The organism is Azotobacter chroococcum, from assembly GCF_004339665.1.
GTDB lineage: Bacteria > Pseudomonadota > Gammaproteobacteria > Pseudomonadales > Pseudomonadaceae > Azotobacter > Azotobacter chroococcum.
In genome coordinates this window covers 89,790-110,691 of the sequence record NZ_SMMU01000010.1, presented here as the reverse complement: position 1 = coordinate 110,691, position 20,902 = coordinate 89,790, and the positions used below count along the sequence as shown (strand labels likewise).

At 65.0% G+C, this 20,902-nt stretch carries 14 protein-coding genes; 13 read left to right on the top strand and 1 reads right to left on the bottom strand.

Translation table 11 applies throughout. The features are described 5' to 3' along the window. Positions 1-17 precede the first annotated feature (17 nt). The 3 genes from EV691_RS10950 to EV691_RS10940 all read left to right on the top strand — a co-directional run bounded on the left by EV691_RS10950 (position 18) and on the right by EV691_RS10940 (position 3,617). Complete coding sequence (locus EV691_RS10950; RefSeq protein ID WP_207390111.1) at positions 18-818, top strand: thermonuclease family protein; 801 nt, start codon at positions 18-20, stop codon at positions 816-818. Beyond that, positions 815-2,248 (top strand): M48 family metalloprotease, encoded by a 1,434-nt coding sequence (locus tag EV691_RS10945; protein ID WP_131296727.1) that lies wholly within the window; start codon positions 815-817, stop codon positions 2,246-2,248. Before EV691_RS10950 ends, EV691_RS10945 begins: the two co-directional genes overlap by 4 nt. Positions 2,249-2,348: 100 nt before the next feature. After that, positions 2,349-3,617, top strand: coding sequence for a malic enzyme-like NAD(P)-binding protein (locus EV691_RS10940; RefSeq protein WP_131296729.1), 1,269 nt, complete (start codon positions 2,349-2,351; stop codon positions 3,615-3,617). A 60-nt stretch (positions 3,618-3,677) separates the two neighbouring features. On the opposite strand, the gene EV691_RS10935 is transcribed toward EV691_RS10940, so the two are convergent. Beyond that, on the bottom strand, positions 3,678-5,951 hold the full coding sequence (locus EV691_RS10935; protein ID WP_377802343.1) for a penicillin-binding protein 1A: 2,274 nt from the start codon (positions 5,949-5,951) through the stop codon (positions 3,678-3,680). A gap of 372 nt (positions 5,952-6,323) precedes the next feature. Here EV691_RS10935 and EV691_RS10930 point away from each other — a divergent pair, with 372 nt between their 5' ends. The 10 genes from EV691_RS10930 to EV691_RS10885 all read left to right on the top strand — a co-directional run bounded on the left by EV691_RS10930 (position 6,324) and on the right by EV691_RS10885 (position 20,849). After that, positions 6,324-7,388: a pilus assembly protein PilM gene (locus tag EV691_RS10930; protein WP_131296733.1), complete on the top strand. Its 1,065-nt coding sequence runs from the start codon at positions 6,324-6,326 to the stop codon at positions 7,386-7,388. Then, positions 7,389-8,045 carry a PilN domain-containing protein gene (locus EV691_RS10925; protein WP_131296735.1) on the top strand — a complete coding sequence of 219 codons (657 nt, stop codon included), beginning with the start codon at positions 7,389-7,391 and terminating at the stop codon, positions 8,043-8,045. Continuing rightward, positions 8,042-8,665: a type 4a pilus biogenesis protein PilO gene (pilO, locus tag EV691_RS10920; RefSeq protein ID WP_089167131.1), complete on the top strand. Its 624-nt coding sequence runs from the start codon at positions 8,042-8,044 to the stop codon at positions 8,663-8,665. Before EV691_RS10925 ends, pilO begins: the two co-directional genes overlap by 4 nt. Then, the gene (gene pilP, locus EV691_RS10915; protein WP_131296738.1) at positions 8,662-9,186 is read left to right on the top strand and encodes a type 4a pilus biogenesis lipoprotein PilP; all 525 of its coding nucleotides are present in this window, start codon (positions 8,662-8,664) and stop codon (positions 9,184-9,186) included. Before pilO ends, pilP begins: the two co-directional genes overlap by 4 nt. A 53-nt stretch (positions 9,187-9,239) precedes the next feature. Then, positions 9,240-11,357 carry a type IV pilus secretin PilQ gene (locus EV691_RS10910; RefSeq protein WP_165496501.1) on the top strand — a complete coding sequence of 706 codons (2,118 nt, stop codon included), beginning with the start codon at positions 9,240-9,242 and terminating at the stop codon, positions 11,355-11,357. Positions 11,358-11,361: 4 nt separating this feature from the next. Next, positions 11,362-11,880: a shikimate kinase AroK gene (gene aroK, locus EV691_RS10905; protein WP_131296743.1), complete on the top strand. Its 519-nt coding sequence runs from the start codon at positions 11,362-11,364 to the stop codon at positions 11,878-11,880. Between the two features lie 51 nt (positions 11,881-11,931). Further along, positions 11,932-13,035: a 3-dehydroquinate synthase gene (gene aroB, locus EV691_RS10900; RefSeq protein WP_131296745.1), complete on the top strand. Its 1,104-nt coding sequence runs from the start codon at positions 11,932-11,934 to the stop codon at positions 13,033-13,035. Between the two features lie 7 nt (positions 13,036-13,042). After that, on the top strand, positions 13,043-14,680 hold the full coding sequence (locus EV691_RS10895) for an AAA family ATPase (RefSeq protein WP_131296747.1): 1,638 nt from the start codon (positions 13,043-13,045) through the stop codon (positions 14,678-14,680). 198 nt (positions 14,681-14,878) lie between these two features. Further along, entirely contained in the window at positions 14,879-19,324 is a 4,446-nt protein-coding gene (gene gltB, locus EV691_RS10890) for a glutamate synthase large subunit (RefSeq protein WP_131296750.1), read from the top strand. A 106-nt stretch (positions 19,325-19,430) separates the two neighbouring features. Beyond that, complete coding sequence (locus tag EV691_RS10885) at positions 19,431-20,849, top strand: FAD-dependent oxidoreductase (protein ID WP_131296753.1); 1,419 nt, start codon at positions 19,431-19,433, stop codon at positions 20,847-20,849. The last annotated feature ends 53 nt before the right edge of the window (positions 20,850-20,902 follow it).

The window sequence follows — 20,902 nt, the reverse complement described above, 5'->3', positions numbered from 1 at the left end:
ATGGCCAGGACGGCCTGATGGACTGTTTCGAGCTGCTGAAAAAGGCGCCCCTCGCGGGCGCCTTTTTCGTTTCCGTCGTCTGGGGATTTCCGGCCCAGGCGTTCTGTCCGGCACCGGGCAAACTGTCGACCGCTCGCGTGGAGCAGGTGCTGGACGGCGATACCCTGCGCCTCGCCGACGGTCGCCGCGTGCGGCTGATCGGCCTCAATACGCCGGAGCGCGAACGCCGGGGGCGGCCTGCCGAGCCTTTTGCCGAGGCGGCGCGCGAGCGCCTGCGGCAACTGGTGACAGCCAACGACAGGTGGGTCGGCCTGCAGCCGGGGACTCAGGCCAAGGATCGCTATGGACGCACCCTGGCCCATGCCTATGACGGGCGCGGGCGCAACTGGGAGGCGCAGCTGCTTGCCGAGGGGCTAGGCTATCAGGTGGCGATGACGCCGAACGTGGCGCTGGCGGGCTGTCTGCAGGAGGCCGAGCGCCACGCGCGGGCGGCCCGGGAGGGGCTCTGGCGGCGCCCGGCCTGGAAGACGCCGGAGCAGTTGCAGCGTGGCGGCTTTGCCCTGATCCGCGCGCGGGTGAGCGGGGTCGAGCGCAATCGCGGCGGTCTGTGGATCGAGCTGGACGGGCCGCTGGTCCTGCGCATCGAGCCGGAACGGCTCGGCCTGTTCGACCTGCCCGCTCTGCAGCGCCTGCCGGGACGGCACATCGAGGCGCGCGGCTGGGTGGTCGACCACTCCCGCCGCGAGCGCATGGACGGGGGGCAGATGCGCTGGATGCTGCCGCTGACCCATCCGCTGATGCTCGAGGTGCCGCCATGAAGCCATGTCTGGTCCTGTTGCTGCTGGGGTTGCTGGCAGGTTGCGCGACCAATCCGGTCAGTGGGCGCAGCGATTTCGTCATGCTGAGCGAGCGTCAGGAACTGGAGATCGGTCGTCGCCTCCACCCGCAGGTCCTCGAGCAATATCCGCGCTATGCCGACGAGCGGCTGCAGGACTATGTGCAGCAGGTCGGCGAGCGGGTCGCCCGCTACAGTCACCGCAGCGCCCTGGATTACCGCTTCACCGTGCTCGACTCGCCGGATCTGAACGCCTTCGCCTTGCCCAGCGGCTATGTCTACATCCATCGCGGCCTGCTGGCCTACCTCAATTCGGAGGCTGAGCTGGCGGCGGTGCTCGGTCACGAGGTCGGGCATGTCACGGCGCGCCACGGGGTGCGCCAGCAGAGCCAGGCGAGCGCCTGGAGCATCGTCAGCCAGGTCATCGCCATCGGTACCGGGGTGGGCGCGGCGGGCGATCTGACCAGCATGCTCGGCAGTGCCCTGGTACGCGGCTACGGGCGGGACATGGAACTGGAGGCCGATGGCCTCGGCGCGCAGTATCTGGCGCGGGCCGGCTACGATCCCGAGGCAATGATCGCGGTGGTCCGGCTCTTGAAGAACCAGGAGGACTTTGCCCGCCAGGAGGCCGCCCAGCGCGGCGAGCCGCAGCCGGAGTCGGGTTATCACGGACTCTTCGACAGCCATCCGGACAATGATCGGCGCCTGCATGAGGTGGTCGGGTCTGCGCGGGGGCTGGTCGCGGTGCGCCAGGAGGTGAATCGGGAGGGCTTTCTCGAGCAGATCGAGGGCCTGCCCTTCGGCGATTCGGAGGCCTCGGGGGTGGTCCGCGGACAGGCCTTCTATCACGGCCCGCTGGACTTCACCCTGAGCTTTCCGCAGGGCTGGGCGCTGCTCAATCGGCCGGATGCGCTGGTCGGGCTGATGCCGGATCGCCAGGGGCTGATCGCCATGACCATGGAGCCCGTCGATCCGCAGCTGGCGCCGGAGGCGTTCCTGCAGCAGCGCATCGGCGATCGCCGTCTGCTCGAGGGCAGCCCCCTGCGCCAGCAGGGGCTGCAGGGGTATACCGGCCTCATGCCCGGTACCCCAGCCCGGCGGGTCGCGGTCCTGTACCGGGAGCGCCAGGCCTTCCTGTTCGTGGCGGCGCTCAAGGGCAAGTCCGGCCTGGGGGCGGCGGATGCTGACTTTCTGCGGGTGATTGGGAGTTTCCGGCCGCTGCAGGACACCGAACGGAAGCTGGCCCAGCCGTTGCGGTTGCGCCGGGTGCGGGTCGGCGAGGGGCAGCGGCTGGCCGGATTCAGTCAGGCCAGCGGGGTGGCGGAGGCATCCGTGATGCGCTTGCGGCTATTGAACAATCTTTATCCGGACCTTGAGCCACGTCCGGGAGAGTGGCTGAAAGTCTTATATTAGAGGCCTTGACATGCGGCGTTGAGTGCTATTGTTGGTACTCGTCGTCTTGCCGTATGCTCATCCTGCAAGTCGCAACATAATAAAAATGGAAACTATAAATATGTCCGATCTCAAAACCGCCGCCCTCGAATACCACGCTCATCCGCGCCCCGGAAAGCTGAGCGTGGAACTGACCAAACCCACCCAAACCGCCCGCGACCTGTCGCTGGCCTACAGCCCCGGCGTTGCCGAGCCGGTACGGGAAATCGCCCGCGATCCCGAACTGGCCTACACCTACACCGGCAAGGGGAACCTGGTCGCCGTCATTTCCGACGGTACCGCGATCCTCGGCCTGGGCAATCTTGGCCCGCTGGCCTCCAAGCCGGTCATGGAAGGCAAGGGCGTGCTGTTCAAGCGCTTCGCCGGCGTCGACGTGTTCGACATCGAGGTCGACGCGGAGAGCCCGCAGGCCTTCATCGATACCGTCAAGCGCATTTCCATCACCTTCGGTGGCATCAATCTGGAGGACATCAAGGCGCCCGAATGCTTTGAGATCGAGCGGGCCCTGATCGAACAGTGCGACATCCCGGTTTTCCATGACGACCAGCACGGCACCGCCATCGTCACCGCGGCCGGCATGCTCAATGCACTGGAAATCGCCGGCAAGAGCCTGCCGACTGCCAGGATCGCCTGTCTCGGTGCCGGTGCCGCGGCCATTTCCTGCATGCGCCTGCTGGTCAGCCTGGGCGCCAAGGTGGAGAACATCCACATGATCGACCGTCAGGGGGTCATCCATTCCGGGCGCGACGATCTGAACCAGTACAAGGCGGTGTTCGCCCACGAAACCGACAAGCGCACCCTGGCCGACGCCCTCGACGGCGCCGACGTCTTCGTCGGCCTGTCCGGCGCCAATCTGCTGAGCCCGGAAGACCTGCTGCGCATGGCGCCGAACCCGATCGTCTTCGCCTGTTCCAACCCGGACCCGGAGATCAAGCCGGAACTGGCGCATGCCACGCGCAGCGACGTGATCATGGCCACCGGTCGCTCCGACTACCCGAACCAGGTCAACAATGTGCTGGGCTTTCCCTTCATCTTCCGCGGCGCCTTGGACGTGCGCGCCACCCGCATCAACGAGGAGATGAAGATCGCTGCGGCCCACGCCCTGCGCGAGCTGGCCAGGCTGCCGGTGCCCAAGGAAGTCTGCGAGGCCTACGGGGTCTCCGGCCTGGAGTTCGGTCGCGAATACATCATTCCGAAGCCCATGGACCCGCGGCTGATCACGCTGGTGTCCGACGCCGTGGCCAGGGCCGCCATCGAGAGCGGCGTGGCCTCCCTGCCCTATCCGAAGCACTACCCGCTGCAGTCGGTGGATGCGGTGTTCAGCGGCTGATCCGCAATTCTCTCAACAAAAAGGAACCCCGCCTCGAGCGGGGTTCCTTTTTTATTGGACTCAGAACAGGTCGATCGGCGGAGCGGAATCTTTCGCCAGGCTGCCTTGGCTGGACTCCTCCTCGCTGGCCATGGGAGGCGGAGCCTCGTTCTTGAACAGCTCGAAGAAGGCTCCGGGGGTGCCGGGTGAGGCGATGCGGCCGCTGCTTGGGTTGATGCGCAGGGTCAGCAATCCTTCGGGTTCGGCCTGCAGGTGGGGCGGTTTGTCCTTCAGGGCGGCAGACATGAAGCCCATCCAGATCGGCAGGGCCACGGTGCTGCCGTATTCGTGGCTGCCCAGGCTTTCCGGCTGGTCGAAGCCGGCCCAGACGGTGGTGACGTAGTCGGCGTTGTAGCCGGAGAACCAGCTGTCCTTGGATTCGTTGGTGGTCCCGGTCTTGCCGGCCAGGTCGCTGCGCCCCATTTCCAGGGCGCGACGGGCCGTGCCGCGCTTGATCACATCCTGCAGCATGCTGGTCATGATGTAGGTGGTGCGGGCATCGACGATGCGCTCGGCGGCAATCGGCTCGGGCGCTACGGGAGGCTGGCTGGCTGGCGTCGGCTGGGCATTCTCCGGAAGGTCGCCGCTGGTGGTGTCTGGTATTGAGTCCTCGGTGGCGGCCGACGTATTGACGAAGGCGCCGGGTGCCGGCTGCTCTCCCGGCACGCGGGGCGGATTGGCCTGATAGAGGAGCTTGCCGTCGCGATCTTCGATGCGCTCGATCAGGTAAGGCTGGGTGCGGTAACCGCCGTTGGCGAAGGTACTCCAGCCGCCGGCGATTTCCAGCGGGGTCAGGTTGGCCGTGCCGAGCGCCAGGGACAGGTTGCGCGGCAGGTCCCGCTTGTCGAAGCCGAAGCGGCCGATGTAGTCGAGGGTATAGTCGATGCCCGTGCTTTGCAGCAGGCGAATCGACACCAGGTTGCGCGACTTGTACAGGGCCTCGCGTATGCGGATCGGGCCGAGGAAGGTGTTGGTGTCGTTCTTCGGGCGCCAGACCGTGTCCAGATATGGATCGACGAAGACGATCGGTGCGTCGTTGATCAGGCTGGCGGCGGTAAAGCCGCGATCCAGCGCCGCGCTGTAGATGAAGGGCTTGAAGCTCGAGCCAGGCTGCCGTTTGGCCTGGGCGGCACGGTTGTAGTGGCTCTGCTCGAAGGAGAAGCCGCCCACCAGGGCGCGTATGGCTCCGTCCCGCGGATCCAGGGAAACCAGGGCGCTCTGGGCGGCGGGGATCTGGCTGAAGGCGAGGCTGCCGTCCTCCTGGCGCTGGACGCGGATCAGGTCGCCGATCTTGACCACCTGGCCCGGCTGCTGCGGTTTGGGGCCCTGGCTGTCGGCGCTGATGAAGGGGCGAGCCCAGCTCATGCTCTCCCAGCTCACTTTTTCTTCGTTGCCGCTGCGCGTCAGGACATGGATGGCGCTGCTGCCGATCTGGGTGACGACGGCGGGCTCGAGGTTGTTGATGATGCGCCGCTTGTTCAGCTCCTCCAGCCAGGCGTCCCTGTTCGTGCCGGGCAGTCGAGCCTCGGGGCCGCGGTAGCCATGGCGCCGGTCGTAGTCGAGCAGCCCCTGGCGCACGGCCATGCTGGCTGTCTCCTGCAGGTCGCTGGGAACCGTGGTGGTGACCCGAAATCCTTCGGTATAGGCATCGCTGCCATAGCGGCCGACCAGTTCGGCGCGGGCCATTTCGGCGATGTAGGGCGCATTCAGCTCGGGAGTGGCTACGTGATAGCTGGCTTCCGCAGGCTCGGCGAGGGCCTGCTGGTAGCGGGCCTCGTCGATGTGCCCGAGCTTGTGCATGCGCCCGAGGATCCAGTCGCGCCGCTCCTTGCTGCGTGCCGGATTGGCCAGCGGGTTGAAGCGCGACGGGGCTTTCGGCAGGCCGGCGATCATCGCCAGCTGCGCCAGACTCAGTTCGCGGATGGGCTTGCCGTAATAGACCTGGGCTGCGGCCTCGATGCCATAGGCGCGGTTACCGAGGTAGATCTTGTTGACATAGAGCTCGAGGATCTCCTCCTTGCTGAGTTCCCGTTCGATCTGCAGGGCAAGAAGGATTTCGTTGGCCTTGCGCGAGAAGCTCCGCTCGCTGGTCAGGAAGAAATTCTTCGCCACCTGCATGGTGATGGTGCTGCCCCCGGTCTGAATATGCCCGCTGCTCAATAATTGCGTGGCAGCGCGCATTAGGCTGGCAAGGTCAACGCCATAATGGCTGGCGAAGTTATCGTCCTCCGCAGCCAGCAGGGCATGGATGAAGTCCGGGGGAATGTCTGCATAGCGGATGGGGGTGCGGCGCATTTCGCCAAACTCCGCAATCAGCTTGGCATCGCTGCTGTATATCCGCAGGGGGATCTGCAACTGGATGGTGCGCAGCGATTCGGCCGACGGAAGGCTGGGTCCCAGATAGAGGAAGGCTCCGCTCAGACCGAGCAGCAGGCTGCTGAAAGTGGCGACGAAAGTCCAGCCGAAGAATTTAAGCAAACGCATCAAGGCCGCGGGGTTTCCAGATGAAAGAGGGACGGATTTTCAGGCAAGGCGAAAAGCGAAAAGCTGGTCACATTATATGCGGTTTTTCTGCTGGGTAGCCATTTACGCTTCTGTCAAGCCTGTTATCTAATGCGCCATTACATAAATTGTCCGTAAGTTACGGATACAGCAAGGAAATTGGTTGTGCTAGGGCTCTTCAACAAGAAAGCGGGTTCATTACTGGGGATCGATATTAGTTCGACCACGGTCAAGCTTATCGAATTGAGTCGTTCGGGTAACCGTTACCGGGTAGAGGCCTACGCTGTCGAGCCGCTTCCTGCCAATGCCGTCGTCGAGAAGAACATTGTCGATCTCGATGGTGTCGGCCAGACCTTGAGCAAGGTGCTGGCCAAGGCCAAGACCGGAACCAGGAACGCGGCCGTGGCCGTGGCGGGTTCCGTGGTGATTACCAAGACCGTCGAGATGGATGCCGGGCTTTCCGAGGATGAAATGGAAACCCAGTTGAAGCTTGAGGCCGACCAATACATTCCCTATCCCCTCGAGGAAGTGGCGATCGACTTCGAGATCCAGGGGCCGCTGCCACGCAGCCCCGGACGCGCCGAGGTGCTGCTCGCCGCCTGCCGCAAGGAGAACGTCGAGGCCCGCGAGGCGGTGCTGGCACTGGCCGGCCTGACGGCCAAGGTCGTCGATGTCGAGGCCTATGCCATGGAGCGCGCCTGCGGCCTGCTGGTCGACCAACTGGGCGGCGATCCGGCGGGATTGATCGTAGCTGTCGTCGATATCGGCGCGACCATGATGACGCTCAGCGTAATGCATCACGGTCGCACCCTCTATACCCGCGAGCAACTGTTCGGCGGCAAGCAACTCACCGACGAAATCCAGCGCCGCTATGGCCTGTCCATGGCCGAAGCCGGTCTGGCCAAGAAAAAAGGCGGACTTCCGACAGACTACGACAGCGAGGTTTTGCAGCCGTTCAAGGATGCTGTCGTACAGCAGGTTTCCCGTTCGCTGCAGTTCTTTTTCGCGGCGGGCCAGTACAACCAGGTCGACTACATCCTGCTGGCGGGAGGGACCTCTTCCCTGCCGGGGCTTGATCAACTGATCCAGCAGAAGACCGGGACCCGGACGCTGGTGGCCAACCCGTTTGCCGAGATGGCGTTGAGCCCCAAGGTGAATGCCTCGGCGCTGGTCAGCGATGCTCCGGCCATGATGGTTGCCTGCGGTCTGGCGATGAGGAGTTTCGATTAGATGGCGCGGATCAACCTTCTACCCTGGCGCGAGCAGCTTCGCGAGGAGCGTCGCCAGCGTTTTCTGGTCACGCTGGGGGCGGTATTGCTGGCTGCTGGCGGCCTGGTTTTCCTGGGGGACCGATACCTGAATGCGAGCATCGAGGCGCAACGTGTGCGCAACGATTTCATTCGCAAGGAGATCGCCGTGCTCGATGCGCGGATCAAGGAGATCAGCGAACTCAAGACCCGTCGCCAGCAATTGCTGGAGCGGATGAAGATCATTCAGGACCTGCAGGGCAATCGGCCGATCATCGGTCGGGTCTTCGATCAGTTGGTTCGCACCTTGCCCGATGGCGTGTATTTCACCTCCCTGAAGATGACCGGCAAGAACATCGCTATCGAGGGGGCGGCCGAATCCAACAACCGCGTCTCGAACCTGATGCGCAATCTGGATGGCTCCGAATGGCTCGAGGCGCCGAACCTGACGGCCGTGAAGGCCGTGACGGCCGGCGCCCTGGATCAGGCCAACGTATTCCAGTTGACCGTCCAGCAGGTGCGGCCGGGACAGGAGGATGAGGCGCAGGGCACAGGGGGCGCGCAAACCGGAGCTGCCACTGTTCGTGGCTCGGCGGCTGATTCGAAAGGTGCGCAGAAGAAAGAAGGAGCGCGGAAATGAATCTGTCCGAGTCCCTGGAAAGTTTGCGCAAGATCGACCTGTCCGACCTGGATCTGAATAACCTCGGATCGTGGCCGGCACCAGTGAAGGTCATCACCTGTCTGCTGCTGCTGATCGGCGTTCTGGCATTGGGCTACAACTTCCATCTCAAGGATTTGCAGGAACAGCTCGAGCGGGTGCGTGGCGAAGAGGGCACCCTGAAGCAGCAGTTCGCCACCAAGGCCTTCCAGGCGGCGAACCTGGAGGCCTACAGGCGGCAGATGGCGGAGATGGAAACCTCCTTCGGTGTCCTGTTGCGACAGCTGCCGAGCGATACCGAGGTGCCGGGACTGCTCGAGGACATCACCCGTACCGGCTTGGGCAGTGGACTGGAGTTCGAGGAGATCAAACTTCTCCAGGAAGTTGCCCAGCAGTTCTATATCGAATTGCCGATACAAATATCTGTAGTGGGCAGTTATCACGATCTGGCCACTTTTGTCAGCGGAGTTGCCAGTCTTCCGCGAATAGTCACATTGCATGACTTCGAAATAAAACCCGTGGCCTCGGGAGACAACACGAAGTTGCGCATGAAAATACTGGCCAAGACTTATCGCTATAACGACAAGGGACTGCAGAAATGAGGGGCGCCCGTCTGATTTGCATTGCGGCCCTTGTCGGACTTTCCGGTTGCAATGTCGGTAATGAGTTTCAGGATTTGCAGATCTATATGGACGAGGTTCGTGCGCGGCCCAAGGGAACGATCGAGCCGCTGCCGGAGTTTCAGCCCTACGAGGCCTTCACCTACAGTGCGGCAGCCATGCGCAGCCCATTCCAGCCACCGGTGAAAATCGACCTGGCCACCCAGCAGAGGGGCTCGAAGGACATCCGTCCGGATGAGAAGCGGGTCAGGCAGTATCTCGAGGGCTTCAACATCGAAGTCTTCGAGATGGTCGGCACGCTCTCCAACGGGGAGGGCGTGCAGGCCCTGATGCGCGGGGCGGGCGCTGTCCATCGGGTGAAGGTGGGCGACTATCTGGGGCGCAACCATGGTCGCATCGTCAAGATCAACGAGGCCTCCATCGATGTCGTGGAAATCGTTCCTGATGGCGAAGGCGGCTGGCTGGAGCGTCCGCGCAGTCTCACTTTGAAGGAGCGCTCGTGATGGGCGCATCCAGCATGAAGAAAAATTCCCGGTCTGCATTACGGAACCAGTCAATGAACAGCACCCTTTCGCGTCTTGGTATTTCAGTCCTGGCTGCCCTGCTGTCGCCGGAATTGTTGGCGGCCGACCTCAAGGCTCTGGATGTGGCCGCCCTGCCTGGCGATCGGGTCGAGCTCAAGTTGTCCTTCGACGAGCCCGTGCCGGCGCCGCGCGGCTATACCATCGAGCAGCCGGCCCGGATCGCCCTGGATCTGCCCGGTGTAGCCAACAAGCTGGGGACCCGGTATCGCGAGCTGGGCGTCGGCAATGCCCGCAGCGTCACCCTGGTCGAGGCGGGCGGCCGCACCCGGATGATCGTCAACCTGGCGAGCCTGTCGCCCTATAGCACGCGAGCCGAAGGCAACAACCTCTATGTGGTGATCGGCGAGTCGGCCGCCGCGCCCCAGCAGGCCGGCACTGCGCCGTCACCGGTCGCCACGGCGGCTCCGGCTCCGTTGGTCAAGCCCTATGCGCCGGCCGGCAAGACCGTCCAGGGCATCGACTTCCAGCGCGGCGAGCAGGGCGAAGGCAACGTTATCATCGATCTGTCGAGTCCGGGCATGAATCCCGATATCCAGGAGCAGGGTGGCAGGATTCGCCTGGACTTCCCGGGTGCGCAGTTGCCGGAATCCCTGCGGGCACGTCTGGATGTCAAGGATTTCGCTACGCCCGTGCAGTTCGTGAGTGCTTCGAGTGAGGGTGGCAAGGCCAGCATTCTGATCGAGCCGACCGGCATGTACGACTATCTGGTCTACCAGACCGACAACCGCCTGACCGTCAGCGTCAAGCCGCTGACCCAGGAAAATGTCGCCAAGCGCAATGCCGACCGCTTCGCCTATACCGGCGAGAAGCTGTCGCTGAACTTCCAGGATATCGATGTCCGCTCGGTCCTGCAGCTGATCGCCGACTTCACCAACCTCAACCTGGTGGCCAGCGACACCGTGCAGGGCAATATCACCCTGCGCCTGCAGAATGTGCCCTGGGACCAGGCGCTCGATCTGGTGCTCAAGACCAAGGGGCTGGACAAGCGCAAGGTCGGCAATGTCCTGCTGGTGGCGCCGGCCGACGAAATCGCGGCGCGCGAGCGTCAGGAGCTGGAGGCGCAGCAGCAGATCGCCGAGCTGGCTCCCCTGCGCCGCGAGCTGGTCCAGGTGAACTACGCCAAGGCAGCGGATATCGCCAAGCTATTCCAGTCGGTCACCAGCGGCGAAGAGGGTGAAGAGCAGCGCGGTTCCATCACCGTCGACGAGCGGACCAACAACATCATCGCCTACCAGACCCAGGAGCGTCTGGACGAGCTGCGACGGATCGTCGCCCAGCTGGACATTCCGGTGCGCCAGGTGATGATCGAGGCACGCATCGTCGAGGCCAATGTCGATTACGACAAGAGCCTGGGGGTTCGCTGGGGCGGCAGCTTCGTGAACGACCAGTGGAGCCTGTATGGCAAGGATGGTGCGCAATCCGTCGATGACGGGCAGGTGTTTCTGCCCGGGACCGATCAGGTCGGCAACTTCACGCTGGAGGATGGCGTGGCGCCGGTCCCCTTCGTCGACATGGGCGTGGCGAACAGTACATCGGGTCTCGGCATCGGCTTCGTTTCCGACCACCTGATTCTCGACCTTCAACTGTCGGCCATGGAAAAGACCGGCAATGGAGAGGTCATTTCCCAGCCCAAGGTTCTCACTTCGGACAAGGAGACGGCGAAGATTCTGACCGGCGAGGAGATCCCCTACCAGGAGGCCAGCTCCAGCGGAGCGACCAGCACCTCCTTCAAGGAGGCGGCGCTGTCGCTGGAGGTGACGCCGCAGATCACCCCCGACAACCGCATCATCATGGAGGTGAAGGTGACCAAGGATCAGGCGGACTTCTCCAAGGCGATAGGCGGAGTGCCGCCGATCAACAAGAACGAGGTCAACGCCAAGGTGCTGATCGGCGATGGCGAAACCATCGTGATCGGCGGAGTCTTCTCCAATACCCAGGCCAAGTCCGTGGACAAGGTGCCCTTCCTCGGCGACCTGCCGTTCATCGGACGTCTGTTCCGCCGCGACGTGGTCGCCGACAGCAAATCCGAGCTGCTTGTTTTCCTGACTCCGCGTATTCTTAACAACCAGGCTATTGCGGTGAGTCGTTGAGTCAGTGCGAAATGTGATCCTCGTGGGCCCGATGGGCTCGGGCAAGAGCACCATCGGGCGTTTGCTTGCCAAAGAATTGCGGTTGACGTTCAAGGATTCCGACAAGGAAATCGAGCAGCGTACCGGCGCCGACATTCCCTGGATCTTCGACGTGGAAGGGGAGGCGGGCTTTCGCGAGCGCGAGCAGGCGATGATCGGAGAGCTTTGCGCCAATGACGGCATCGTGCTCGCCACGGGCGGCGGTGCCGTGCTGCGCCCCGAGAATCGCGTCGCCCTGCGCGCGGGCGGGCGAATCGTCTACCTGCATGCCTCGGTTGCCCAGCAACTGGAGCGCACGTCCCGCGACCGCAACCGTCCGCTGCTGCGCTCCGCCGATCCGGGGCGCGTGCTGAGCGATCTGATGCTCGTCCGGGACCCCTTGTACCGGGAGATTGCCGATCTGGTGGTGGAAACCGACGAGCGTCCGCCGCGCATGGTCGTGGAAGAAATTCTCGATCGCCTGCACACACTGCCGCCGCGGTAAAGCCGCACGCAACTGCGCTATCCTAGCGCCCTTTCCAAAGCGGGGGCTTTCATGCAGACGTTACAGGTTGATCTCGGCGAGCGCAGCTATCCCATCTATATTGGAGCCGATCTGCTCGGTCGGGCGGAATGCATCGTTCCGCACCTGGCCGGCCGCCAGGTGGCGATAGTCACCAACGAGACCGTCGCGCCACTCTATCTGGACAAGCTGGCGCGGGTGCTGTCCGGCTGCGATCTGACCCCCATCGTGCTGCCGGATGGCGAGGCCTTCAAAAACTGGGAAACCCTGCAGAAGATTTTCGACGGCCTGCTCAAGGCGCGGCACGACCGGCGTACCACCCTCATTGCCCTGGGCGGCGGGGTCATCGGCGACATGGCCGGATTTGCTGCCGCCTGCTACCAGCGAGGGGTCGACTTCATCCAGATTCCGACCACCCTGCTGTCCCAGGTGGATTCCTCCGTGGGGGGCAAGACCGGCATCAACCACCCGCTGGGCAAGAACATGATCGGCGCCTTCTATCAGCCGAAAGCCGTGGTGATCGACACCTCCACCCTGGCTACCCTGCCGGCGCGGGAGTTGTCTGCCGGGCTGGCCGAGGTGATCAAGTACGGCCTGATCTGCGACGAGCCCTTCCTGGGCTGGCTGGAGGCGCACATGGAGGCGCTTCGTGCGCTGGATGCGGCGGCCCTGACTGAGGCCATTGCCCGCTCCTGTGCGGCCAAGGCGCAGGTGGTCGGCGCCGACGAGCGCGAAACGGGAGTGCGTGCCACCCTGAACCTGGGACACACCTTCGGTCATGCCATCGAAACCCACATGGGCTACGGTTCCTGGCTGCATGGCGAGGCCGTGGCTGCGGGCACCGTCATGGCTCTGGAGATGTCCCGGCGCCTCGGTTGGATCGACGAGGCCGGACGCGATCGCAGCATCCGCCTGCTGCAGCGGGCAGGGCTGCCCGTGGAGCCGCCGGCGGAAATGACCGCAGATGATTTCCTCAGGCACATGGCCGTCGACAAGAAGGTGCTGGGCGGCCAGCTGCGGCTGGTGCTGCTCAAGCGCCTGGGCGAGGCGGTGGTAACTGGAGATTTCCCGCGTGAGGCCTTGCAGGCTACCCTGGATACCGACTACCGGATGCTGATGGAACAGACCAGTCACTGAGAAAGCCATGACCAGTTTGCATGCAGATGAAGCTCTCCTGACCTACTACCAATTCAGTCACGACCCCTTTGCGCCGCGAACGCCGGGTTTCAAGTTCTTCCCGGCACAGCGCAAGCAGGTGCTTGGCCAACTGCATCACCTTGCCCGCTACAGTCGCTTGCTGCTGGTGGTCAGCGGGCCGCTGGGCAGTGGCAAGACGCTTTTGCGGCAGGCTCTGGTGGCCAGCAGCAACAAGCAGTCGGTGCTGTGCGTCGTGGTTTCCGCACGGGCCTCGGCGCGGGTCGATGGTTTGCTGCGGCAGATCGCCCTTGGGCTGGGGCTGGGGCATGCGGACGAGCAATCGATCCTGGGCCAGGTCGAGCAACTGGCTGCCACGGGCCAGGAGCTCTACCTTCTGGTGGACGATGCGGAGTTGCTGGAAACGGCCGCCCTCGATGCCCTGCTGGCCCTGGCTGCAGGCACGGCCATGGGGCGGCCCCACGTGTTCCTGTTCGGCGAGCCGGAACTGGTGGCGCGCCTGCAGTCTCTGGCTGACGGCGAGGAGCGCTTCCATGTGCTGCGGCTGAATCCCTATGCGCTGAATGACACGCGCGAATATCTGGCGCTGCGTCTGGAGGGGGCGGGCAGCGATATCGGGGTGTTCAGCGACGAGCAGATCGAGGCGATTCACCACGAGTCCGGTGGCTGGCCGGGAGAAGTCAACCGGCTCGCCCGTGAGCTGCTGCATGAAGAGATGCAGTCCGGATACGCCGAGGACGACGACTCGCCGGGCCTGATCCTGCCGAAGAAGCATCTGTTGGCCCTGGCGGTGGTCGCCGTGGCCGTGGCTGCGGCCTGGTTCGTGCGCGGTGGAGCGGAAGACGAGGCGCCGGTTGTGGCGCAGCAGTCGCTGGCGGAGGCGCCGAGCGCTCCGGCTGCCGAGCCGGCTGATGTTGTGCCCTCGCAGTCCGTGGCGGACGAAATCCAGCCGGTGCTGCGCGAGCCGCTGGCCCAGGCGGCGAGCGAGGCGGACGTCGCGGATGTCGGGATTGCCGGTCCGGCTGCGGTCGTGGCGGCCACCACCACTGCCGCGCTTGCGCCGAGCACGCAGGCTCCGGTCGCGCCGTCAGCGCCGGCGCCGAAGCCTGCGCTCAGGGCGCCTGCGGTGGTGCAGTCGGCGCCGGCACCCCAGCCCAAGCCTGCGGTTCAGTCGCCAGCCGCCGTCGCGAAGCCGGTCTCGCCCCCCGCACAGCCTGCTCCTGCGCCTCGGGTTGTGGCGAAGCCCGTCGCGCCAGTCCCGGCTCCGGCCGCTTCTGCTGCGCCGGTCGCCGCGAAGCCGGCCCCGGCGACCCCGCCTTCTCAGGTTGCGCCAAAACCGGCGCCTCAGCCGGCTGCCGCCGTTCAGGCTGCTTCGCGCTACACCCTGCAGGTACTGGGCACGCGCTCGGAAAGCAGTGCGAGGGCCTTCGTGCGTGCCCAGGGGGCAGGTTACCGCTATTTCCGCAAGCTGCATCAGGGGCAGCCGCTGTTCGTGGTCACCTACGGCAGTTTCGCCAGTCGCGCCGAGGCGCAGGCGGCGATCAAGACTCTGCCGGCGGCGGTACAGTCGAGCAAGCCCTGGCCGCGTACCTTCGCCAGCATTCAGCAGGAGGCCGGCGTGCGCTGATATCGCTCTAACACGACAGGTTCGATTTATCTTTCAAGATCGCGACACCCTGCTACGAGAAAACGACTCGGACGTTTGTGGTGTGTAGTCGGGTGTGCGACAATGGTCGCCCTTTTTGTCTGCCCGGCGGCGAGGCTGATCTCGGTCGCGCAGGCAGGCACTGTTTGAAAGCAAAGAATCTGCCCGGTGAGAGTGTCTATGAAAGCAGGTCTGTACCATCCTGAAGAATTCAAGGATAACTGCGGCTTCGGTCTGATTGCCCACATGCAAGGCGAGGCGAGTCATCACCTGCTGCAAACCGCCATTGAAGCGCTGACCTGCATGACCCACCGCGGCGGCATCAACGCCGACGGCAAGACCGGCGACGGTTGCGGCCTGCTGATGCAGAAGCCGGACGCCTTCCTGCGCGCCAAGGCGCAGGAGCACTTCGGCGCCGAGCTGCCCGGGCAGTATGCGGTCGGCATGATCTTCCTCAGCCAGGATGCCGGCCAAGCCGAAACGGCGCGCGCGCGCGTGAACGAGGAAATCGCCGCACAGGGTCTGACCTTGGTGGGCTGGCGCGAGGTGCCGGTGGATACCTCGGTGCTCGGCCCGCTGGCCCTGGAGCGCCTGCCGCGCATCGAGCAGGTGTTCGTCGCCGGCGATGGCCTTTCCGACCAGGAATTCACCATCAAGCTGTTCTTTGCCCGCCGTCGCGCCGAAGTCGCCCTCAAGGACGACCCGGACTTCTACGTCTGCAGCCTGTCGCACAAGGACATCATCTACAAGGGCCTGATGATGCCCGCCGATCTGGCGCGCTTCTATCCGGACTTGGGCGATGAGCGCCTGGCCACGGCGATCTGTGTGTTCCACCAGCGCTTCTCCACCAACACCCTGCCGCGCTGGCCGCTGGCTCAGCCGTTCCGCTTCCTTGCCCATAACGGCGAGATCAACACCATCACCGGCAACCGCAACTGGGCCCAGGCGCGCCGCCTGAAGTTCACCAACGAGCTGCTGCCCGATCTGGAAGGCCTGGCGCCGCTGGTCAACCGGACCGGCTCCGACTCCTCGAGCATGGACAACATGCTCGAACTGCTGGTCACCGGCGGCATGGACCTGTTCCGCGGCCTGCGCATGATCATTCCGCCGGCCTGGCAGAACGTCGAGACCATGGACGCCGACCTGCGCGCCTTCTATGAATACAACTCCATGCACATGGAGCCCTGGGACGGCCCGGCCGGCGTGGTGCTGACCGACGGTCGCTACGCCGTCTGCCTGCTCGACCGCAACGGCCTGCGTCCGGCGCGCTGGGTGACCACCCAAAACGGCTACATCACCCTGGCCTCGGAAATCGGCGTGTGGAACTACGCGCCGGAGGACGTCATCGCCAAGGGCAGGGTCGGCCCGGGGCAGATCCTCGCCGTGGACACCGAAACCGGCGAGATCCTGCATACCGACGACATCGACAACCGCCTGAAGTCGCGCCACCCCTACAAGAAGTGGCTGCGCCAGAACGCCCTGCGCATCCAGGCCAACCTGGACGAGAGCGAAGGCACCTCGGCCTACGACGCCGAGCAGCTCAAGCAGTACATGAAGATGTTCCAGGTCACCTTCGAGGAGCGTGACCAAGTGCTGCGGCCGCTCGCCGAGCAGGGCCAGGAGGCGGTCGGCTCGATGGGCGACGACACCCCCATGGCCGTGCTGTCCAAGCGCGTGCGCTCGACCTACGACTATTTCCGCCAGCAGTTCGCCCAGGTCACCAACCCGCCGATCGACCCGCTGCGCGAGTCCATCGTCATGTCCCTGGAAACCTGCCTGGGCGCCGAGCGCAACGTCTTCGAGGAAACCGCCGAGCACGCCAACCGGGCGATCCTGACCACGCCGGTGATCTCCCCGGCCAAGTGGCGCAGCATCATGAGCCTCGAGCGCGAAGGCTTCGAGCGGCATTTCATCGACCTCAACTACGACGAGGCGCTGGGGCTCGAAGCCGCGGTGCGCAACATCGCCGACCAGGCCGAGGAAGCGGTGCGCGGCGGCAAGGTGCTGCTGGTGCTGTCCGACCGCCACATCGCTCCCGGCAAGCTGCCGGCGCATGCCTCCTTCGCCGTCGGTGCGGTGCACCACCGCCTGGTCGAGAAGGGCCTGCGCTGCGACTGCAACATCCTGGTGGAAACCGCCACCGCCCGCGACCCGCACCACTTCGCCGTGCTGCTGGGCTTCGGCGCCACCGCGATCTATCCGTTCCTCGCCTACGAGGTGCTGGCCGACCTGATTCGTACCGGCGAAGTGCTGGGCGACATGGACGATGTGTTCAAGTACTACCGCAAGGGTATCTCCAAGGGCCTCTTGAAGATCCTCTCGAAGATGGGCATTTCCACCGTGGCTTCCTACCGCGGCGCCCAGCTGTTCGAGGCGGTCGGCCTGGCCGACGAAGTGGTCGGGCTGAGCTTCCGTGGCGTCGCCTCGCGCATCAAGGGCGCGCGCTTCGTCGACCTGGAGGCCGAGCAAAAGCTGCTGGCCGCCGAGGCCTGGAGCAAGCGCAAGCCGATCCAGCAGGGCGGCCTGCTGAAGTTCGTCTACGGTGGCGAATACCACGCCTACAACCCGGACGTGGTGAGCACCCTGCAGGCTGCCGTGCAGCAGGGCGACTACGCCAGGTTCAAGGAGTACAGCGCGCTGGTCGACCAGCGTCCGGTGTCGATGCTGCGCGACCTGCTCAAGGTCAGAGAGACCGCCCAGCCGCTGGCGCTGGACGAGGTCGAGCCGCTGGAGGCGATTCTCAAGCGCTTCGATTCCGCCGGCATCTCCCTCGGTGCGCTGTCGCCGGAGGCTCACGAGGCCTTGGCCGAGGCGATGAACCGCCTGGGCGCGCGCTCCAACTCCGGCGAGGGTGGTGAAGACCCGGCGCGCTACGGCACCGCCAAGAGCTCGAAGATCAAGCAGGTGGCCACCGGCCGTTTCGGCGTGACCCCCGAGTACCTGGTCAACGCCGAGGTGCTGCAGATCAAGGTGGCCCAGGGCGCCAAGCCCGGCGAGGGCGGCCAGCTACCGGGTGGCAAGGTCAACGGCCTGATCGCCCGCCTGCGCTATGCGGTGCCCGGCGTGACCCTGATCTCGCCGCCGCCGCACCATGACATCTATTCCATCGAGGATCTGGCGCAGCTGATCTACGACCTCAAGCAGGTCAACCCGCAGGCGCTGGTCTCGGTGAAGCTGGTGGCCGAGCCGGGCGTCGGCACCATCGCCGCCGGTGTGGCCAAGGCCTATGCCGACCTGATCACCATCTCCGGCTACGACGGCGGCACCGGCGCCTCGCCGCTGACCTCCATCCGCTACGCCGGCAGCCCCTGGGAACTGGGCCTGGCCGAGGCGCACCAGACCCTGCGCGGCAACGACCTGCGCGGCAAGGTGCGGGTGCAGACCGATGGCGGCCTGAAGACCGGTCTCGACGTGATCAAGGCGGCCATCCTCGGCGCCGAGAGCTTCGGCTTCGGCACCGCGCCGATGATCGCCCTGGGCTGCAAGTACCTGCGCATCTGCCACCTGAACAACTGCGCCACCGGCGTGGCCACCCAGAACGACAAGCTGCGCAAGGAGCACTTCATCGGCACCGTGGACATGGTGGTGAACTTCTTCACCTACATTGCCGAAGAAACCCGCGAGTGGCTGGCCCGCCTCGGCGTGCGCAGCCTCGGCGAGCTGATCGGCCGCACCGACCTGCTCGAAGTGCTGCCGGGCGAGACCGCCAAGCAGGGCAACCTGGATCTGACCCCGCTGCTCGGCAGCGACCATATCCCGGCCGACAAGCCGCAGTTCTGCGAGGTGGAGAAGAACCCGCCGTTCGACCCGGGCCTGCTGGCCGAGAAGATGGTCGAGCTGGCCCTGCCGGCGATCAAGGCCAGGGCCGGCGGCGAGTTCGCGCTGGACATCTGCAACTGCGACCGCTCCATCGGCGCCCGGGTTTCCGGCGAGATCGCCAAGGTCCACGGCAACCGGGGCATGGTCGCGGCGCCGATCACCTTCCGCTTCAAGGGCACCGCGGGGCAGAGCTTCGGCGTGTGGAACGCCGGCGGCCTGAACCTCTACCTGGAGGGCGACGCCAACGACTACGTGGGCAAGGGCATGACCGGCGGCAAGCTGGTGATCACCCCGCCCCAGGGCAGCGTGTTCAAGAGCCAGGAGTCGGCCATCCTCGGCAACACCTGCCTGTACGGCGCCACCGGCGGCAAGGTGTTCGCCGCCGGTACCGCCGGCGAGCGTTTTGCCGTGCGCAACTCCGGTGCCCATGCCGTGGTGGAAGGCACCGGCGACCACTGCTGCGAATACATGACCGGCGGCTTCGTCTGCGTGCTGGGTCGGACCGGCTACAACTTCGGTTCCGGCATGACCGGTGGCTTCGCCTATGTGCTCGACCTGGACAACGGCTTCGTCGACCGGGTGAACCACGAACTGGTGGAAATGCAGCGGATCAGCGGGGAGTCCATGGAGGCTCATCGCAGCCACCTGCAGCAGGTGCTGGCCGAGTACGTGGCCGAGACCGGCAGCCAGTGGGGCGCCCACCTGCTGGAGAACCTGGACGACTACCTGCGCATGTTCTGGCTGGTCAAGCCGAAGGCGGCGAGCCTGAAGTCGCTGCTCTCCAGCACCCGGGCCAACCCGCAGTAAGCAGCTTCGGCCGCAGCCTCGCGCAAGGCGCGAGGCTTGCCGGCTCATCCTGATGTGTCTTGCAGCTGCAGCTTGAGGCTCGCAGCCGCTGTATAGAGGTTTTGAAATGACTGAACGTCTGAACAACGACTTCCAGTTCATCGAAGTCGGGCGCAAGGATCCGAAGAAGAAGCTGCTGCGTCAGCGCAAGCGGGAATTCGTCGAGATCTACGACCTGTTCAAGCCGCAGCAGGCCCAGGATCAGGCGCATCGCTGCCTCGGTTGCGGGAACCCCTACTGCGAGTGGAAGTGCCCGGTGCACAACTTCATCCCGAACTGGCTGAAGCTGGTTTCGGAGGGCAACATCCTCGCCGCCGCCGAACTGTCGCACCAGACCAACACCCTGCCGGAAGTCTGCGGCCGGGTCTGCCCGCAGGACCGCCTCTGCGAGGGCGCCTGCACCCTGAACGACGGCTTCGGTGCGGTGACCATCGGCTCGGTGGAGAAGTACATCACCGACACCGCCTTCGCCATGGGCTGGCGTCCCGACATGTCCAAGGTCACCCCGACCGGCAAGCGTGTCGCGATAGTCGGTGCCGGTCCGGCCGGCCTCGGCTGCGCCGACATTCTGGTGCGTAACGGGGTGACTCCGGTGGTGTTCGACCGCAACCCGGAAATCGGCGGCCTGCTGACCTTCGGCATCCCCGAGTTCAAGCTGGAGAAGAGCGTGCTGAGCCGCCGCCGCGAGGTGTTCGCCGGCATGGGCGTCGAGTTCCGCCTGAACACCGAGGTGGGCAAGGACGTGACCATGCAGCAGCTGCTCGACGAGTTCGATGCCGTGTTCATGGGCATGGGCACCTACACCTACATGAAGGGCGGCTTCCCCGGCGAGGACCTGCCGGGCGTGCACGACGCGCTGGACTTCCTGATCGCCAACGTCAACCGCAACCTCGGCTTCGAGAAGTCCCCGGAAGACTTCATCGACATGAAGGGCAAGAAGGTGGTGGTGCTGGGCGGCGGCGACACCGCCATGGACTGCAACCGCACCTCGATCCGCCAGGGCGCCAAGAGCGTGACCTGTGCCTACCGCCGCGACGAGGAGAACATGCCGGGTTCCCGTCGCGAGGTGAAGAACGCCAAGGAAGAGGGTGTGAAGTTCCTCTACAACCGCCAGCCCATCGCCATCGTCGGCGAGGACAAGGTGGAAGGCGTCAAGGTGGTCGAGACCCGTCTCGGCGAGCCGGATGCCCGCGGCCGGCGCAGCCCCGAACCGATCCCCGGTTCCGAGGAGATCCTCCCGGCCGACGCCGTGGTGATCGCCTTCGGCTTCCGCCCGAGCCCGGCGCCGTGGTTCGAGGAGCTGCAGATCAAGACCGACAGCCAGGGCCGGGTGATCGCGCCGCAGGACAACAGGTTCAAGCACCAGACCAGCAACCCGAAGGTCTTCGCCGGCGGCGACATGGTGCGCGGCTCCGATCTGGTGGTCACGGCGATCTACGAAGGCCGCCAGGCGGCCGAGGGCATCCTCGACTACCTGGGCCTCTGAGACGGCCGCGGCACGCCGCAGGCATCGGGCAGCAAGAAGGCACGGCACCCGCC

What these genes read in the sequence shown, in the direction of transcription:
- EV691_RS10950 (WP_207390111.1), top strand. Translation starts at nt 18, where the DNA reads ATGGACTGTTTCGAGCTGCTGAAAAAGGCGCCCCTCGCGGGCGCCTTT.
- EV691_RS10945 (WP_131296727.1), top strand. Translation starts at nt 815, where the DNA reads ATGAAGCCATGTCTGGTCCTGTTGCTGCTGGGGTTGCTGGCAGGTTGC.
- EV691_RS10940 (WP_131296729.1), top strand. Translation starts at nt 2,349, where the DNA reads ATGTCCGATCTCAAAACCGCCGCCCTCGAATACCACGCTCATCCGCGC.
- EV691_RS10935 (WP_377802343.1), bottom strand. Translation starts at nt 5,951, where the DNA reads ATGCGCCGCACCCCCATCCGCTATGCAGACATTCCCCCGGACTTCATC.
- EV691_RS10925 (WP_131296735.1), top strand. Translation starts at nt 7,389, where the DNA reads ATGGCGCGGATCAACCTTCTACCCTGGCGCGAGCAGCTTCGCGAGGAG.
- pilO (WP_089167131.1), top strand. Translation starts at nt 8,042, where the DNA reads ATGAATCTGTCCGAGTCCCTGGAAAGTTTGCGCAAGATCGACCTGTCC.
- pilP (WP_131296738.1), top strand. Translation starts at nt 8,662, where the DNA reads ATGAGGGGCGCCCGTCTGATTTGCATTGCGGCCCTTGTCGGACTTTCC.
- EV691_RS10910 (WP_165496501.1), top strand. Translation starts at nt 9,240, where the DNA reads ATGAACAGCACCCTTTCGCGTCTTGGTATTTCAGTCCTGGCTGCCCTG.
- aroB (WP_131296745.1), top strand. Translation starts at nt 11,932, where the DNA reads ATGCAGACGTTACAGGTTGATCTCGGCGAGCGCAGCTATCCCATCTAT.
- EV691_RS10895 (WP_131296747.1), top strand. Translation starts at nt 13,043, where the DNA reads ATGACCAGTTTGCATGCAGATGAAGCTCTCCTGACCTACTACCAATTC.
- gltB (WP_131296750.1), top strand. Translation starts at nt 14,879, where the DNA reads ATGAAAGCAGGTCTGTACCATCCTGAAGAATTCAAGGATAACTGCGGC.
- EV691_RS10885 (WP_131296753.1), top strand. Translation starts at nt 19,431, where the DNA reads ATGACTGAACGTCTGAACAACGACTTCCAGTTCATCGAAGTCGGGCGC.